The following is a 16296-nucleotide window of genomic DNA, read 5'->3' on the forward strand; positions in this document are numbered from 1 at the left end:
GATGAACGCCAGATTGCTTGTCCTGCTGCTGTTGCCGCTTGCCGGTTGCACCAGCCACACCGAAACCCGCTCCATGCCGGTGCAGATCCTTACGGCGGCACCGGCCAACGCCCAGGCCACCGACATGCCCCGGGTCGAACAGACCCTGCGTCCCCAGGATGTGCTGGATGTGATCTTTCACATCAGCACCAGCGGGCCGGATGCCTACCGGGTCCAGCCGGGTGACCAGGTGGCCTTGAACTTCACCGCCGCCAGCCAGCTCAACGGCGCACAACAGGTAATGCCCGACGGCAGTATCGAACTGCCGGGGGCCAACACCTCGGTAAAAATCGCCGGGCTGACCACGGATGAAGCACGCCTGGAGGTACAGCGTGCCTATGACCGCAAAATGCTGTTCCAGCCCAACCGCAATCAATTGACGGTGCATGTCACCAGCCCGTTGAGCAACGAGACAAAACTGCGCAACACCCTGACCCACCCGGGCACCGGCATGAGTCGGGAGATCACCGTGGGCCGGGATGGTTACGCAAGCTTCCCCGAAATCGGTGCCGTGCCGCTGCAAGGCATGACCGTCAATCAACTGGAAACCTACCTTAACGAGCGCTACGCCCAATTGCCGGGGCGCATGTCCGTCGATGTGCTGCTCAAATCCACCGCTGGCAACGAGATCTATGTCCTCGGGGAAGTGGCCCAGCCCGGTTCCTACCCGATCCGCCGGCCGATCTCGGTCCTCGAGGCCCTGACCCTGGCCCGTGGCACCAACGTCAAGGCCCGACTCGACTCGGTGGTGATCATGCGCCGCAACGGCAATCAGGTCGAAGCCCGCCACTATGACGTGGAAAAAGCCCTGAGCGGTGACGCCTCGCAGATCGCCTACCTGCAGCCCGAAGACATGCTTTTCGTGCCCAAGACCGGGCTGGCCAAAGCCGGTGAAATGGCTCGGCAACTGGCCGACGTGGTGCTGTTCCAGGGCATGGGAGTCAGCTTCGGCTACCGCCTTGACAGCAAAGGCGACAACGGCAGGTCCAACACTTCTGCAGCAGGTAATTGATCATGAATCCCAAGGAAAACTATCTGCATGAGTTCTTCAGGATTTTCTTCGCCAACAAGCAGTGGGTGAAGCGCGTCTTCCTGATCTTCGCCGTGATCGCCCTGGCGCTGCCGTTGATGCTCAAACAGAGCTTCGACATCACCGCCCAGGTCATCGTCCAGTCGAAAAAACTCTCCCAGGGCGACGCCACCACCTCGCTGAACCAGGAAGACGCCACCTTCATTCCACCGTCCCTGGCGGACATGGAAACCGAGAGCAATATCCTGCGCTCGCCGGCCCTGATCCGGCAGACCATCAGCACCCTGCGCGATCAGGGCGAGTACACCCCTAGCCCCGGCATCTTCAACAAATGGGTGAGCGAGCCGCTCAAGCACTATGTCACCACGCCGCTGCGCGAGTACGTCGTCAACCCGCTGCGCGACGGCCTGGGGCTGGAAGTCGATCCGGTGCGAGATACCACGCTCGACATGCTGACCGACGAAGCCATCGCCAACCTGAAAATCGAAACCCTGCCAGGCTCCAACGTCATCTCCATCGTCTACAGCTTCGGCGACCCGGCCCAGGGCACCCGGTTCGTGGCGCAACTGCTGGAGAACTACCTCTCCGGTCGCCAGGACCTGCAATCGATCGAGCTGCCGCAAGCCTTCTATGAGCAGAAGAAAACCCAGTACCAGACTCGCCTCGACGGACTGGAGGGCACCCGCCTGGCGCTGCTTGAAGACGTCAGCTCCTCCGATCCCAAAGAGGAGATCACCTTCCGCCTGAACGCCATCAACACCGAAGAACAGGCCTTGAACCTGTACCGCGATCGTCTGCTGCAAAGCCAACGCTGGCTGGATTACCTCAAGACCAGCCTGGCAGCGGCGAACAACTCACGGTTCAACGACTACACCTTCCCGTTCACCTTCACCACCACCATGGACAACATCGCCTTCGAAGACCGGGAAATCAAACAACTGGGCGAGCAACTGACCACTCAGGTCAGCCGCTACATGAATGATCTGGCGATCTTCCAGCCCGGCAGCGAGCCGATGCTGTTGACTCGGGAGCAGATCGCGCGCACCCGCCAGCAGTTTCTCAAAGTGGTGAGCAACCGCATCCAGGAACGCACCAACGACCTGGCAGTCGTCAGCTCGGTGATCGACCAGAAAACCGCGCGCATCGCCGAGTTCAAGGAGCGTATCCATCAGTTGCAGCAAACCCAGAGCAAGCTGCGGCAGATGGACACCGAGATCAATGCCCTGCATGCGGCATTTTCCACCTACGCCCAGCGGTTCGCCGAGAGCAGCACCGCCCGCGCGCTGGACAACGACCTGTCCAATGCTCGCGTCCTCAGCCCGCCGTTCGAACCGACCGCCCCGGCGTTTCCCAAGCCGATGCTGATTATTGCGTTCGGTCTGTTCAGCGGCTTGCTCCTGGCGATCGCCCTGGTCTATGTGCGTGAGTTCTTCGACCATCGCTTCAAGCACCCTGCCCAGATTACCCAGCAACTGGATGTACCGGTGTTGCTGGTGATCAACGAGCAGAACCCCGAACAGGTCAACCCGCACCGCAATTGGAGCCTGCCCAGCCTTGTCCATTGGGTGCGCAATTGAACGCGCCGATTGGCCCGACCTGCCGCAGCAGCGCCCTGCCGATCATTCATTTGCTCGACAGCGGCGGCTTCTACGGGGCCGAGCGGATGTTGCTCGATCATTGCCTGGCCACGCCAGGGCAGCACCAAGTGCTGTTCCTGGCGGCGCCGCCGACCTTGATCACGCGCTTTCGCCAGGCCGGGGTCGATTGCCGCCACTGCGCCAGTTGGGCCGAGCTGTTGCAGCACCTGCGCCAGCGACGGGACGAGCAGCCGCTGATCAACACCCATAACTTCAAGGGCCTGCTGTTCGGCTGGGCTGCGGCCACGCTGCTGCGCTTGCCCCTGGTCATCACTCAGCACGGCTTTACGCCTCGCAGCACCAAGCAACGGTTCTACACGTGGCTGAGCCTGCAACTGTGCCGCACCGCCTCGGTCAAGCGCGTGGTCTGCGTGGCCGAAAGCATTGCCGTGCTGCACCGCCAGGCCAGCGTGCGCGCGGAAAAACTCGACGTGATCCCCAACGGCCTGCCGTCGATCACAGCACCGCTGCCTCATCGTGACGACCGGCTGCGCTGGCGGGTCGGCTACGTCGGTCGCTTGAGCCACGAGAAAGGCCCGGACCTGTTCCTCGACGCCATGATCCCCCTGTGCCAGCGGCATGCATCGCTGCACGCGGTGATGCTCGGCGACGGCCCGGAACGTCAGGCCTTGCTCAAGCGCATTGCCGACGCGGGCCTGCCTACTCGCATCGAGCTGCCCGGCTATCAGACCGACATGAACCCCTGGTGGAGTCAGCTCGACGCGCTGGTGATCAGTTCGCGCACCGAAGGCACGCCGATGATTCTGCTCGAAGCGATGCAGGCCGGAGTGCCGGTGGTGGCGTTCGGTGTGGGGGGCATTCCCGATGTGCTGCAGGACCGTCACAACGGCCTGCTCGCGACGCCGGCCGACAGCGCCGAACTGGCCCGGCAGATCGAAACACTGTTTGGCGAACCGCCCCTGGCGCGGATCCTGGCCGATAACGCGCGCCGTACCCAACGGGACCGTTATGACCTGCGCGCCCTGGCCGAACGCTGGTCGCAGCTCTATATCCGCACGGCACGGGAGGCTCGTCCATGATTGTCCCGCTCTCGATCGTCAGTCTGCTGGGCCTGGTTTGCCTGGCGTTGCTGGCCAGCCCCTATCCCTTCCTGGCGCCGGGAGCGGTGCTCGGCCTGGTGGGCGTCGCCGTGCTATACCGCAAACCCGGCTGGGGCTTGCTGGGCATTGCGGCGCTGGTGCCGTTCGAAGGTCTGTTCAAGGAGAATGCTTTTTCGGGCAGCAAATTCTTCGGCGTGGCGCTGATTCTGATCCTGATGCTGCAACTGGCCCTGCGCCAGATTCCCTCATCACGCTTGAGCAGCAATATCTGGCGGCCGCTGATCGCCTTCATGATGCTCTATGGCCTGAGCCTGATGCTGTCGCAGAACCTGGGCCTGTCCATGACCCATCTGCGCGAACTGATGGTAGGGCTGATTCTGTTCGTGATTACCCTGCTGATCGGGCGCGAGCTGAACCTGGACCTGTTCTGCCGACTGATGACCCTGAGCGTGACCACCACCTGCGTGCTGGCAATGTTTTCGGTCAAATACCAGGACCAGGGCCGCGCATCCGGCCTGCTGGAAGACCCGAACGCCTTTGCCCTGTTGATCGCCTTTACCGTGCCGATGGCGTTGTTGCTGGTGTTGCGCAGCCCGAACCTGCTGCACCGATTGTTCTGGGGTGGCTGTTTCATCCTGCTGCTGGGCGGCATGACCAAGACCGAATCGCGCTCGGGGTTGGTGGTGCTGTTGCTTAGCCTGGTGATTGGTCTCTATCACTATCGTGCCCAAATGCCGCGCATCCGCCCGCGACACCTGGGCTTCGCCATGCTCGGGCTGGCAATCATGATTCCCTTGGTGATTGCGGTGATGCCGGCCGGCTACGTGGCGCGCATCCAGTCGCTGAGCATCCTCAGCGCCGGCGCCAGTGCCCACAAAGACGAATCCCTGGGCCGTCGTGCCTCGTACATCGTGGTCGGCAGCAAAATGATCCGCGAGAACCCGGTGCTGGGCAGCGGCCCGGGCACGTTCCCGCTGCACTACGCCCCCACGGGCTACGCCAAGGCGTTCTCGGCCAATCGCAAGCTGGGGGATCTGTATCGCCGGGCCCACAACACTTACCTGGAAATCTTCAGCGAGATCGGCATCCCTGGCGGGCTGATGTTCGTCGGCATGATCGGCCTGGGCCTCTACAACCTGTGGCGCGCCCGCCAGCTCTGGTTGCAACGTCGGGACTGGGTGCAGGCGGACCTGCTGACGCACCTGGGCATGAGTTTCCTGTCGCTGGCGCTGTTTTTGATGTTCCTCAGCGCCCCCAACCATAAGTTGCTGTGGATCATGCTCGCCATCACCAGCGTGTTGCGCTACGACGCCGAACAGGCAACACCGCAGGAGGCCCGTCCATGAGCCGCATCAGCATTGTGATCCCGATGTTCAACGAGGCCCGACACATTGGCCGTACGTTGCTGGCGGCGCAGGAAGCCGCTCGCCAGGCGCAACTGGACTGTGAGTTGATCGTGGTGGACAACGGCTCGGACGATCATGGGCCGCGCATTGCCAACGAACTGGGGGCGCGCGTGCTGATCGTGCCCGGCGTGCACATCGGCGCCCTGCGCAACCGCGGTGCGGCCATCGCCCATGGGGAATGGCTGGCGTTCATCGACGCCGACATCGAGATGCCGGCCAACTGGCTCAAGCTGCTGCTGGAACTCCAAGGCCAGGGCGATGTGCTGGGCCTGGACCTGGACACCCCCGCTCAGGCGCCTTGGTTCGCTCAAGCCTGGCAACGCCGCAGCCAACGGCCAGGCTCGCGTCCCTTGCACCGGGTGCAGTGGCTGCCCAGCGCCAACCTGTTGTTGCGTCGCCAGTGGTTTGAGCAGGTCGGGGGGTTCGACGAAACCCTGCGCACGGGCGAAGACAAGGATTTTTCCCTGCGCCTGCGCAACGCCGGGGCGCAGTTGCTGCTGGTCAATGAAAACGTGGCCCTGCATTGGGGTTACGAAGGCAGTTGGCGGGAGTGGATGAGCAAGGAACTGTGGCGCCAGGGCAGCCATTTGCAGTTGCTGCGCAGCCATGGTCCGAGTCTGCGCCTGCTGCGTTTTCCGGCGCTGTCCATCGGTGCCTGGGGCCTGGACTTTCTGGCGTTGGTCGCTCTGTTCCAGGGCCAGCCGCGCATCGCGCTGATGCTGCTGTTGCTGACCTCTCTGCCCGCGTTGTTCCTCAGTCTGCGTCAAAGCGGGCGTGACCTGCGCCTGACGCTGCAACTGTGGGCCTTGCACGGGGTGCGCTTGCACCTGACCGGCGCCGCATTGCTTCTCAACCTATGTCATTGGAACGTCAGGAGACCTGCCCGTGGCTGAATTTCTTTACTGGTCGTGCCTGTTGCTGCCGGTGTACGCCTACCTCGGTTATCCGTTGATGCTGAGCCTGCTGGCGCCACTTTTTCCGCTCCGGCGCTACGGGCCGGCGTTGCCGATGGACGTCAGCATTGTCATTGCCGCCCACAACGAGGCACGGCACATCGAAGAGAAACTGCGCACCTTGCTGGCCCAGGACTACCAGGCGCGCTCGCTGCAAATCATCCTGGCCAGCGACGGCTCCACCGACGACACAGTGGCCTGCGCTCGGCGGGTCATCGACCCGCGCATCACCGTGCTCGACCTGCCGCGCCAGGGCAAGGCCGCCGCCCTGAATACCGGCGTGGCCCACAGCACTGGAGAGATCCTGGTGTTCACCGACGCCGACAACCAATGGGCCGCCGATACCCTTGGCCACCTGTTGGCCCCGCTGGGCGATCCGCAAGTCGGCGCCTGTGCCGGGCATATGGAAATCCCCGTGCCGGGCAAGGGCCTGAGCCTGGGCGATAGCCTGTATCGGCACTACGAAGGCTGGCTGCGTCAGGTAGAGAGCCGCACAGGTTGCATGGTCTCGGCCGACGGCGCCTTGCTGGCCCTGCGGCGCGAACTGTTTGAACCCATACCGGCGCAGGTCAACGACGACTTCTTCCTCAGCACCTGTGCGCCGGCGGCGGGCAAGTCCATCGTGTATGCGCCACTGGCCCGGGTCACCGACCAAGGCGTGGACGAAGCCGACAAACAGTTTCGCCGTCGCCAGCGGGTCACCGTTGGCGGCCTGCAAAGCCTGGCCCAGCGTCGGCAGTTGCTCAACCCTCTTCGTCACGGGCTCTACGCCATCGGCCTGATCAGTCACAAACTGATCCGCCGTCTGGCGCCGGTGTTGCTATTGCCGCTGCTGCTGAGCAACGCCTGGCTGTGGAATGAACATCTGTTCTATCGCCTGAGCCTGGTGGCGCAACTGCTCGGCTACGCCATTGCAATGATCGGCTTACTGGACGTAGGCCACCGATTGCCCAGGCCCTTTCGCCTGGCGGCGTTCGTGCTGGTGACGCTGGCGGGCATGAGCATCGGGCTGTGGCAGTTTCTGCGAGGTCATCGTTATAGCCAATGGAACCCCGAGCAGAACCGCTAAGGAGACGGCCCATGTCCATCAAACAAGTCTGCAAGCGCACCGGCGGCTGGCTGTACCTGAACACGTCCCTGGGCCGTGGTCCGTTGCGTGGCGCCGGCGTGATTCTGATGCTGCACCGGGTCCTTAACAATGACCGCGCCGCCGAGCTGCCCCATCGCAACGAATTGTGCGTGGGACCTGAGGCTTTCGAGCGCTTGCTGATCTGGCTGCAACGCTATTTCGAATGCGTGCCCTTGATGAGCCTGCTGCTGGCCGATCCTGAAAGCGTCCCGAATCGCCCGCGAGTGGCGCTGACCTTCGACGACGGCTGGCGCGACAACGCGATGAATGCCTTTCCTTTGCTGCGCCAATACCAGGTGCCGGCGAGTATTTTCCTGTCCACCGACTTCATCGGCAGCCGCCAGCACTTCTGGTGGGAAAGCATCGGCGAAACCCTGTGGGGCAGCCATGGCCAAGTGGCGCGACACTCGTTGATCGAGCATTTGCAGCACGTCGGCCGGCCATTGCCGGTGATGCTCGATGACTTGGATGAGCAGCGCCGCAGCCTGTCGCTGATGCACTATCTACAGAGCCTCAAGAGCCTTGACCCGCAGGTCTTGAACGACCTCACCGACGCCTGTCCCACGGGCGCCCAGCCCCAGGCCCTGGACTGGTTCCAGGTACGAATGCTGGAAGACTCCGGGCTCATCCGCTTCGGCCCCCACGGTGCCAGCCACGCGATTCTCACCGCGCTGGATGATCAGCGTCTGCACGAAGAGCTGAGCCGCAGTCGGGCGGCCCTGGAGAACGGTTGCGCCCAGCCGCTGCCGGTGTATTGCTACCCCAACGGCGATCACGATGAGCGCGTGCGTCAACAGGTGGCAGCCCACGGTTTCCCATTTGCCCTGGGCACCGAAACCGGCTTGTATCGCACCGACGGCGATCCATTGAACCTGCCACGCTTCGGCGTCAGCCAACGCAATGCCCAGCACCCTGAATTGCTGGCCTGGCGCATTCGCCGGGGGACACGCCCATGAGCCGCGGCCACTACCTCAAGCACTTGGCGCTGAGCATGGGCACGCGCCTGGCGATGATCGGCCTGCGCCTGCTGCGCAATGTGCTGCTGGCGCGGATCCTGGGGCCAAGTGAACGCGGGCTGTTCGCCCTGCTGAGCACCCTGCCGGACCTGATCAGCGCCGTCACCAGTGGCGGCTTGAATTCGGCCGTGGGCTATCAAGCGGCTCAACAACGCTCGATGGGCCTGCTGCTCAGCCAGGTGCTGGTCTTCGGCTGCCTGTTGGCCGGGTTATTGACGGTGCTGGTGGTGGCACTGGTGCGCGAATTCGGCGGCGAACTGGACATCACCACACAGTTGGGACTGTTGGCGTGGCTGCTGCTGTTGGCCGTGCCGTTGACCGTGCTCAAGAGCGGCCTGCTGACACTGCACAATGCGTCCGGCGGCGTTGGCGCCTTCAATGCCCTGCGGCTGATGGAATCCCTGGCGCCGCTGTTGCTGTTTCTGGCGCTGTTCTGGATGTGGAAAGACACCGCCCTGGAGGCCGCACTGATCAGTTGGCTGGCGGGTCTGAGCCTGGTGGTATTGGCCGGTTGGGTCTGGCTGCGGCGGGACCACAGGTTCACCCTGCAATGGGATCGCTCCAACCAGAAGGAGCTGTTGCGCTACGGTGCCCGCAGCCACCCCGATTTACTGTTCCAGCAAGTGGTACTGCGCTCGGACTACCTGTTCATCGGCGCCCTGCTGGGCAGCACTGCCCTGGGCCATTACGCCATGGCCAGCGCCGCCGCCGAACTGCTGCTGATTGTGCCTGAGGCGGTCACCACGCCGCTGATGAAGCGTTTGCTGCAGCAGGACTCCGACATGAAACGCCTGACGCCTCTGGCCCTGCGCCTGACCGCCACGGTCATGCTCGGCGCCTGCCTGGGCATGGCACTGATTGGTGAATGGCTGATCGTCACGCTGTTCGGCGCGGCCTACCAACCAGCCTATCCCGCCTTGCTGGCGCTGCTGCCGGGGCTGTTCGGATTGTGCTACGCGAGCATCCTGCGCCTGGATCTGCTGGGCAAGAACCGGCCCGGCACGGTTTCACTGCTGATGGGTGTGGGAGCGTTATTGAACCTGGCATTGAACCTGATCCTGATTCCGCGTTACGGCATCGTCGGGGCCGCCGCGGCGTCTTCGATCGCCTATATGGCCGTGACCGTCGCGCTACTGACGATGTACTGCCGCCTCAGTGGCGTGGCGCTATGGCAGACGCTGATCATCCTGCCCAGTGACCTGCTGCCAATGCGGCAGATGCTGATGGGGAAATCCGCATGAACGCCGTCGTCAGGCAGATCGTCATCGCGAGCAGGCTCGCTCCCACAGTGGCTCGCCGCCGAACACAAGAGCTGCGGCCGCTACACCTCCAATGTGGGAGCGAGCCTGCTCGCGATGGGGTCGGCCCGGAGCTTATGCAAACCCCTCAGATCGGGTATCTCCTGCCCGGGGACACCCTGTTTTGCCATGGACTGGAACACACCTCGTTTCTCCCACCACGCCACCCGTCAGGAGGCACCATGAAGTCCCTGCAAAAATTGCGTGATCGCATCCAGAAGAAAGGCCTGCGCGCTGTGCTCAAACAGCTGTTCAGGCGCTACGCGTATTTCCACTCCCGACTGGTGTGGCTGGAGCACGATGTGCGGACCCCGCTTCCCCCGCATAACCTCAAACCCTACCCACCAATGCGCCTGGAGTTCATCACGGTCAGCAATGCCGACGCGTTTGCCCGGCACTTCGGCGACCGCGTCAAAACCATGCGCGAGCTGGCGGCGGAGGGCTACACAGGCTTGATGTACCTGGATGCTCAAGGCGACACCGTGGGTTTCGCCTGGGGCAGTACGCGAGACTATTTCGACCGCCATTTCTATCGCTGCAACTTCCCGATCCAGCCTGGCGAGTACTTTCAGTTCGGTGGCGAGATGATCCGTGCCTACTGGGGTTCCAGGATGTCGGCGGACATGCAGTTGGAAATTTGGAAGATCATGGCTGACAAAGGTTGCGACACGATGGTCGATGTCTGCGACTTGCAAAACATCCCGGCGATCAAGATGCACCTGCGCATGGGCTTCCAGGAGCGCGGCAAGATCACCCACGTGTATCGCCTGTTCGGTCACTGGCGGTTTTTCCGCGACACGTTTTACCGCGGCTCGGCACTGGGCGCTTTTCAAAAACCGGATCAGCCGGTTGCATCGACTGCGGCGGCCTGATGTCCATGGCGATCCGGCTCAAATGGTGTCGCTCCTTGCCGTCCCAGCGGTGTGGCGCCGTGGCAGACACAGATCATCCTGCCCAGCGACTGGCTGCCGATGCGCCGGAGGCTGATGGGGACATCAGCATGAGTGCGCTCGTCAGCCAAAACCCCATCGCGAGCCAGCTCGCGATGGGGGCCATTTCCCAACCCGCCACCCGTCAGGAGGCACTATGAACGTTCTGCAAAAATTGCGTGATCGCATTCAGAAGAAAGGCCTGCGCACCGTGCTCAAAAAGCTGTGCAGACGCTACGTGTTTTTTCACTCCCAACTGATATGGATGGAGCGGGATCTGGTCAGTCCTGTGCGGCCTTGCAAACTTAAGCCTTATCCACTTTTGCGCAGGGAAGTCATCACTACCAGCAACGCCGACGCTTTCGCCACTCACTTCGGCGACCGTGTCGAGACCATGCGTGAGCTGGCAGCCGAAGGCCACACCGGCTTGATGTATCTGGACGACAAGGGCAACACCGTCGCTTTCATCTGGGGCAGTCAACGCGACTATTTCGACCGCCATTTCTATGGTTGCTGGTTCCCGGTCAAGCCGGGCGAGTTCTTCGAGTTCGGCGGTGAAATGATCCGCGCCTATTGGGGCAGTCAGCTATCGGTGGATGTGCAATTGGATCTCTGGAAGACCATGGCCGACAAAGGCAGCGACAAAGTAGTCGACGTCTGCGATCTGGAGAACATTCCAGCCGTAAAACTGCACCTGCGCATGGACTATCAGGAGCGCGGACAAATCACCCACGTGTATTGCCTGTTTGGCCGCTGGCGTTTTTTCCGCGACACGTTCTATAGCGGCTCACTACTGGACCCGTTTCGCAAACCGGCCCAGCCGTCCGCCACCACTGCGGCGGCCTGATGTCCATGGCGATCAGGTTCCAATGGTGCCGTTCCTTGGGCGCGGCGCAGTTCCCTGCAACAGCTTATGAACAGCTGCGAACCCTGGTGCCCGACACTACACCGTTCAACACATTGGCCTGGCTGCAAGCGGCGGAATTTGCGCTGCTGCCAGATCAGCAGCTCAACATACTGCTTGGCTGGCAGGATCAGACACTGTGCCTGTGTCTGCCGCTCATTTCGGGGCGCGAACGTATCTGTGGGCTGCGTTTCCGGGTATTGCGTCACTTGGGCTATCCATTGGCTGACCGCATCGCGCCGCTGATACGTCTGGAAGCCGAGGGTATGGCAGAGGCGCTGATGCAGATCCGCCAACATCTGCCCCATGCGTTACTACAGTTGAATGAAGTGACCGAACCGGTGGGTGAAGGAAGCGTCCTCAGTGCCTGGATGGCCCTGAGCTCGACCGGGGAACGGCGACTCAGTTGCCGGGTGCCGGTGCATTTGATCAGCGACAGCGACCGCCAGGAGATATCCGGTGATCCGCGCTACAAGTTACGCCGGGCGCGCAAGCGGATCGCCGCATGCGGTGCCCAAATCCGCCGGGTGACACCCGATGCCATCAGCATGGGGCTGCTGCTGCACGACCTTGCCGAAGTCGAGGCAGCCAGTTGGAAAGGAGAAGAAGGTGTCGGCATTTTCGCCGACCCCAGCCGTCGGCAATGGATGAATCACGCCTTCACTGCGCTCGCCGCCGAGGGCATGGTGCGGGTGGTGATACTGGAACTGGACGGTCGCTGCATCAGTTATCGCCTCGGCCTGCTGGATCAGGGACGACTGTACGACTACAACCTGGCGTTCCTGCCACAGCATGCCGACCTGGGCAGTGGTCGGGTTCTGCTCGAGGAGTGGATTCGCTGGGGGCTGGATGACAACTGGCGCTGGATCGATGCCTCGCGGGTCAGCCTGGAGAACTCGAGCCATCAACTGCATGAACGCATGACCGGACAACTGGAGCACTGGCGTTGGAGTTTTTATTCATGGCAGCCCGATGGCCTGGTACTGGGGCTCGCCTTGCGGTTATGGAAAAGCCTGAAACCGTTACTGCGCAAGCGCCCGACCGGGCAAAGCGCGACAGCGACTTCGTCATCTACCCCCAAGCGCCAGGAGAATGTGAATGCCACGCCAAGTGATCGTCAACGCTGACGACTTCGGACTCGATCTCAACGAAAACTCCCTGATTCTGCGGGCCTTCGAGGCTGGCGTGATCAGTTCGGCCACGGCCATGGCCAACATGCCGGCTTTCGAGCAAGCTTGTGAAATGGCCCGCAAACCGCTACTCGACGGCCGAATCGGCCTGCATTTCAATCTCAGCTTCGGCCGCCCGCTGAGCCAGACCATTGCTTCGCGACCGGCGTTTTGCGACACGAACGGCGAGTTCGACCTGAACCTCTCGCGCTACTGCCTGCGCCTTGGTTCAAAGGACCTCCGCGCGGTACAGGAAGAGCTTGATGCCCAATGGCAACGCTGCCTGGACCACGGCCTGCGGCCTAGCCACCTCGATTCTCATCAACACGTACATAACATCTGGCCCATTGGAGAGCTGGTGGCCCGCTTTGCCGCCCGACACGGCGTGCCGATTCGGTTGGCGCGTAACCTGGGGGCGAATCTCAACCTGCCCAAGCGCCTGTTCAAGACCATGCTCAACCGTCGCCTGCGCAGCCTGTGCGGCGCGACAGCCGACTACGTCTGCACACCCGCCGACCTGCACCACGCCGCGCCGCCAGGTCACGGCTCGCTTGAGGTAATCGTTCATCCACTGCACCTGGATGAAGACTTTGGCGACGCGAGCCTGATGCCAGGGGACTCACTGACCCAAGTGTTGCATAAACGCCTGTCGGGCGTACCTAGGGTGGCGTACGGCGCGGCGGTGAAGGCTTTGATATTGACCCAATATGGGGATGTGCAGTGATTTAGGATACGCGACAACAAGCCATCCGAAATCCCTCCACCCTTCCAGCGAATCTGATAAAAAGCACCTTCATGCCTTGAGTAGCGAATCGCATCGATGTCTTCGTCTCTTCTCTCCCGCCTTGGGCGACGCTGGCTGGCTTTGCTGTGCATGAGCGCGATGGTGGTCGGGCTGCCGGTGGGCTGTGGCGTGTTGCAGCACAAGGAACGTGAACTGGTGTTTCGGATCGAGCCGGGTACGGCAACCTGGTTCAGCGGCTTGCCGGGCGACGTGCAGGAGTTCGACCTCAAGCCCAAGAGCTTCAAGGCCGGGGAAAATATCCACGGCTGGTGGTGGCCGGCCGAACGCAAGAACGCGCCGGCGATTCTGTACCTGCACGGGGTGCGCTGGAACCTGACCGGTCAGTTGTTTCGTATTCGGCAGTTAAGGGCCCTGGGCTTTTCGGTGCTGGCCATCGATTACCGTGGTTTCGGCAAAAGCCAGGGCGATCTGCCGTCGGAAGCCAGCGTCTATGAAGATGCGCGCATTGCCTGGCAGCGTCTTGAAGTGCTGCAACCGGACCCGGCCCTGCGGCTGATCTACGGCCATTCACTGGGTGGCGCCGTGGCGGTAGACCTCGCCGCGGAGCTTGGCCAGAAGGCGGCGAAAGACGGCAGCCTCGTGCCCGCCCGAGGTCTGGTCATCGAATCCACGTTCACCTCCCTGGGCGATGTCGCCACCGCCATGGCGAACACCTCCCTGCCGGTGCGCTGGCTGCTGTCGCAGAAGTTCGACTCCATCGACAAGATCCGCGAGATCAACATGCCCTTGCTGGTGGTGCACGGCGCCGCCGACCGCTACGTCCCGCCACGCTTGAGCGAACAATTATTCAACGCCGCCCTGGAGCCAAAGCGTCTGTTGCTGGTGCCAGGCGCAACCCACAACAACAGTATGAACCTAGCGGGCAGCACCTACCGCCAAGCATTGGAGGCCCTGATGAAAGCCGGGCCATCGCCAGTGGCCGGACACCCTCCTATCAGCCCGGCCAAGGCGGGCTGATTCAAATCCGCTACCCAATCCCCCTGTGGGAGCGAGCCTGCTCGCGATGGCGGCGGGTCAGTTGGCATTAATGCGGGATGTGCCACCGCCATCGCGGGCAAGCCTTGCTCCCACCGTTTTGCGCGTCGAGGGGCCGGTCGCAAAAAAAAACGGCACCTTACGGTGCCGTTCATTCATTGCAGGTCCAGCTTATTTACGCGCCGCCTCCCATGATTTCAGCAGCTCGGCGTAGCTCACGGTTTCACCCTTAGGCTTCTCGTTGGCCAGTTTCGGCTTCGGTGCGCCCGGTTGGTCGAACCAGTATTGCGCGTCGCGCTCAGGGTTCATTTTCGGGGCGCAGGTGGCCTGGGCCTTGGAGCGTTCCAGGCGGGTCATGATTGCGTCCTGATCCTTGGCCAACCCGTCGAGTGCCTGTTGCGGAGTCTTCTCGCCGCTGGCGGCTTCGGCGATGTGGCTCCACCACAGCTGAGCCAGGCGTGGATAGTCCGGCACGTTGGTCCCGGTCGGGGTCCATTGCACACGGGCCGGGCTGCGATAGAACTCAACCAGCCCACCGAGTTTCGGCGCCAGATCGGTCAAGGCCTGAGAGTTGATGTCCGACTCACGAATCGGCGTCAAACCTACAATGGTTTTCTTCAGCGATACGGTCTTGGACGTCACGAACTGCGCATAGAGCCAGGCGGCCAGCCTCTGCTTCTCAGGCGTGGACTTGAGGAACGTCCAGGAGCCCACGTCCTGATAGCCCAGCTTCATGCCCTCTTCCCAATACGGTCCGCGCGGCGACGGCGCCATGCGCCATTTCGGCGTGCCATCGGCGTTCATCACCGGCAGGCCCGGTTTGGTCATGTCGGCCGTAAAAGCGGTGTACCAGAAGATCTGCTGGGCGATGTTGCCTTGCGACGGCACCGGGCCGGATTCGGAGAAGGTCATGCCCGCCGCTTCCGGTGGCGCGTACTTCTTCATCCAGTCCACGTATTTGGTGGTGGCGAACACAGCCGCGGGGCCGTTGGTGTCGCCGCCACGGGTCACGCTGGAGCCGACCGGATGGCAATTCTCGACGCGAATCCCCCACTCGTCCACCGGCAAGCCGTTGGGCAGGCCCTTGTCGCCGCCACCGGCCATGGAGAACCAGGCATCGGTAAAGCGCCAGCCCAGGGACGGATCCTTCTTGCCGTAATCCATATGACCGTAGACGCGCTTACCGTCGATTTCCTTGACGTCTTCAGTGAAGAACTTGGCAATGTCTTCATAAGCCGACCAGTTCACCGGTACACCCAGCTCGTAGCCGTACTTTTCCTTGAACTTGGCCTTCAGGTCGGCCCGCTCGAACCAGTCGGCGCGGAACCAGTACAGGTTGGCGAACTGCTGGTCCGGCAGTTGATAGAGCTTGCCGTCCGGCGCGGTGGTGAACGAAGTGCCGATGAAGTCCTTGAGATCCAGGGTCGGCGAGGTGTAGGCCTTGCCTTCGTTGGCCATCATATCGGTGATCGATGCGGTCTTGCCGTAGCGAAAGTGCGTGCCGATCAGGTCCGAGTCATTGACCCAACCGTCGTAGATGTTCTTGTCCGACTGCATCTGGGTCTGCAGCTTCTCCACCACGTCTCCTTCCTGCAACAGGTCGTGGGTCAGCTCGATCCCGGTAATGTCCCTGAAGGCCTTGGCCAGCACCTTGGATTCATATTCGTGGGTGGCGATGGTTTCCGACACCACGTTGATTTTCATGCCGCGAAATGGCTCGGACGCCTTGATGAACCACTTGAGCTCTTCGAGCTGCTGTTCGGCTGTCAGGGTAGACGGCTTGAATTCACTGCCAATCCATTTTTTCGCCGCGTCTTCATAGGCGTCGGCCCAGGCCGCAGCGCTCAACCCGCTGAGTGCCAGCACGGCTGCCAATGAAACGCTATGTCGCAGCTTATTGTTTTTATCGAACATAGAGACCTCCTGTTTGGGTTTAAGAGCCTGA

At 62.1% G+C, this 16296-nt stretch carries 14 protein-coding genes; 13 read left to right on the forward strand and 1 reads right to left on the reverse strand.

The window, feature by feature from the left end; genetic code table 11:
• Position 1 precedes the first annotated feature (1 nt).
• The 13 genes from AC3I65_RS17215 (at position 2) to AC3I65_RS17275 (ending at position 14333) form a co-directional block, all read left to right on the forward strand.
• On the forward strand, positions 2-1051 hold the full coding sequence (locus AC3I65_RS17215; RefSeq protein ID WP_047228537.1) for a polysaccharide biosynthesis/export family protein: 1050 nt from the start codon (positions 2-4) through the stop codon (positions 1049-1051).
• A 2-nt stretch (positions 1052-1053) separates the two neighbouring features.
• Entirely contained in the window at positions 1054-2646 is a 1593-nt protein-coding gene (locus AC3I65_RS17220; RefSeq protein WP_047228538.1) for a GumC family protein, read from the forward strand.
• Positions 2643-3746 (forward strand): glycosyltransferase family 4 protein, encoded by a 1104-nt coding sequence (locus AC3I65_RS17225; RefSeq protein ID WP_076383949.1) that lies wholly within the window; start codon positions 2643-2645, stop codon positions 3744-3746. The genes AC3I65_RS17220 and AC3I65_RS17225 overlap by 4 nt, the downstream gene beginning before the upstream one ends.
• The gene (locus AC3I65_RS17230; RefSeq protein WP_076383948.1) at positions 3743-5113 is read left to right on the forward strand and encodes an O-antigen ligase family protein; all 1371 of its coding nucleotides are present in this window, start codon (positions 3743-3745) and stop codon (positions 5111-5113) included. Before AC3I65_RS17225 ends, AC3I65_RS17230 begins: the two co-directional genes overlap by 4 nt.
• Positions 5110-6066 carry a glycosyltransferase gene (locus AC3I65_RS17235; RefSeq protein WP_047228541.1) on the forward strand — a complete coding sequence of 319 codons (957 nt, stop codon included), beginning with the start codon at positions 5110-5112 and terminating at the stop codon, positions 6064-6066. Before AC3I65_RS17230 ends, AC3I65_RS17235 begins: the two co-directional genes overlap by 4 nt.
• Positions 6059-7195 (forward strand): glycosyltransferase family 2 protein, encoded by a 1137-nt coding sequence (locus AC3I65_RS17240; protein ID WP_076383947.1) that lies wholly within the window; start codon positions 6059-6061, stop codon positions 7193-7195. The genes AC3I65_RS17235 and AC3I65_RS17240 overlap by 8 nt, the downstream gene beginning before the upstream one ends.
• 11 nt (positions 7196-7206) lie before the next feature.
• Positions 7207-8211 carry a polysaccharide deacetylase family protein gene (locus AC3I65_RS17245; protein WP_076383946.1) on the forward strand — a complete coding sequence of 335 codons (1005 nt, stop codon included), beginning with the start codon at positions 7207-7209 and terminating at the stop codon, positions 8209-8211.
• Positions 8208-9512 (forward strand): lipopolysaccharide biosynthesis protein, encoded by a 1305-nt coding sequence (locus AC3I65_RS17250; RefSeq protein ID WP_076383945.1) that lies wholly within the window; start codon positions 8208-8210, stop codon positions 9510-9512. The genes AC3I65_RS17245 and AC3I65_RS17250 overlap by 4 nt, the downstream gene beginning before the upstream one ends.
• A gap of 239 nt (positions 9513-9751) precedes the next feature.
• Positions 9752-10441 (forward strand): GNAT family N-acetyltransferase, encoded by a 690-nt coding sequence (locus AC3I65_RS17255; protein WP_076383944.1) that lies wholly within the window; start codon positions 9752-9754, stop codon positions 10439-10441.
• A gap of 214 nt (positions 10442-10655) precedes the next feature.
• The gene (locus AC3I65_RS17260) at positions 10656-11345 is read left to right on the forward strand and encodes a hypothetical protein (protein ID WP_047228547.1); all 690 of its coding nucleotides are present in this window, start codon (positions 10656-10658) and stop codon (positions 11343-11345) included.
• 5 nt (positions 11346-11350) lie between these two features.
• Positions 11351-12529 carry a GNAT family N-acetyltransferase gene (locus tag AC3I65_RS17265; RefSeq protein WP_076386594.1) on the forward strand — a complete coding sequence of 393 codons (1179 nt, stop codon included), beginning with the start codon at positions 11351-11353 and terminating at the stop codon, positions 12527-12529.
• The gene (locus AC3I65_RS17270; RefSeq protein ID WP_047228569.1) at positions 12501-13295 is read left to right on the forward strand and encodes a ChbG/HpnK family deacetylase; all 795 of its coding nucleotides are present in this window, start codon (positions 12501-12503) and stop codon (positions 13293-13295) included. Before AC3I65_RS17265 ends, AC3I65_RS17270 begins: the two co-directional genes overlap by 29 nt.
• A gap of 96 nt (positions 13296-13391) precedes the next feature.
• Positions 13392-14333, forward strand: coding sequence for an alpha/beta hydrolase (locus tag AC3I65_RS17275; protein WP_076383943.1), 942 nt, complete (start codon positions 13392-13394; stop codon positions 14331-14333).
• 189 nt (positions 14334-14522) lie between these two features.
• Here the strand turns inward: AC3I65_RS17275 and AC3I65_RS17280 are convergent, their stop codons facing one another.
• Positions 14523-16265 (reverse strand): ABC transporter substrate-binding protein, encoded by a 1743-nt coding sequence (locus tag AC3I65_RS17280; protein WP_047228549.1) that lies wholly within the window; start codon positions 16263-16265, stop codon positions 14523-14525.
• Between the last annotated feature and the right edge of the window lie 31 nt (positions 16266-16296).

Source organism: Pseudomonas sp. N-1-13, assembly GCF_057787095.1.

What these genes read in the sequence shown, in the direction of transcription:
- AC3I65_RS17215 (WP_047228537.1), top strand. Translation starts at nt 2, where the DNA reads ATGAACGCCAGATTGCTTGTCCTGCTGCTGTTGCCGCTTGCCGGTTGC.
- AC3I65_RS17220 (WP_047228538.1), top strand. Translation starts at nt 1,054, where the DNA reads ATGAATCCCAAGGAAAACTATCTGCATGAGTTCTTCAGGATTTTCTTC.
- AC3I65_RS17230 (WP_076383948.1), top strand. Translation starts at nt 3,743, where the DNA reads ATGATTGTCCCGCTCTCGATCGTCAGTCTGCTGGGCCTGGTTTGCCTG.
- AC3I65_RS17235 (WP_047228541.1), top strand. Translation starts at nt 5,110, where the DNA reads ATGAGCCGCATCAGCATTGTGATCCCGATGTTCAACGAGGCCCGACAC.
- AC3I65_RS17245 (WP_076383946.1), top strand. Translation starts at nt 7,207, where the DNA reads ATGTCCATCAAACAAGTCTGCAAGCGCACCGGCGGCTGGCTGTACCTG.
- AC3I65_RS17250 (WP_076383945.1), top strand. Translation starts at nt 8,208, where the DNA reads ATGAGCCGCGGCCACTACCTCAAGCACTTGGCGCTGAGCATGGGCACG.
- AC3I65_RS17255 (WP_076383944.1), top strand. Translation starts at nt 9,752, where the DNA reads ATGAAGTCCCTGCAAAAATTGCGTGATCGCATCCAGAAGAAAGGCCTG.
- AC3I65_RS17260 (WP_047228547.1), top strand. Translation starts at nt 10,656, where the DNA reads ATGAACGTTCTGCAAAAATTGCGTGATCGCATTCAGAAGAAAGGCCTG.
- AC3I65_RS17265 (WP_076386594.1), top strand. Translation starts at nt 11,351, where the DNA reads ATGGCGATCAGGTTCCAATGGTGCCGTTCCTTGGGCGCGGCGCAGTTC.
- AC3I65_RS17270 (WP_047228569.1), top strand. Translation starts at nt 12,501, where the DNA reads ATGCCACGCCAAGTGATCGTCAACGCTGACGACTTCGGACTCGATCTC.
- AC3I65_RS17275 (WP_076383943.1), top strand. Translation starts at nt 13,392, where the DNA reads ATGTCTTCGTCTCTTCTCTCCCGCCTTGGGCGACGCTGGCTGGCTTTG.
- AC3I65_RS17280 (WP_047228549.1), bottom strand. Translation starts at nt 16,265, where the DNA reads ATGTTCGATAAAAACAATAAGCTGCGACATAGCGTTTCATTGGCAGCC.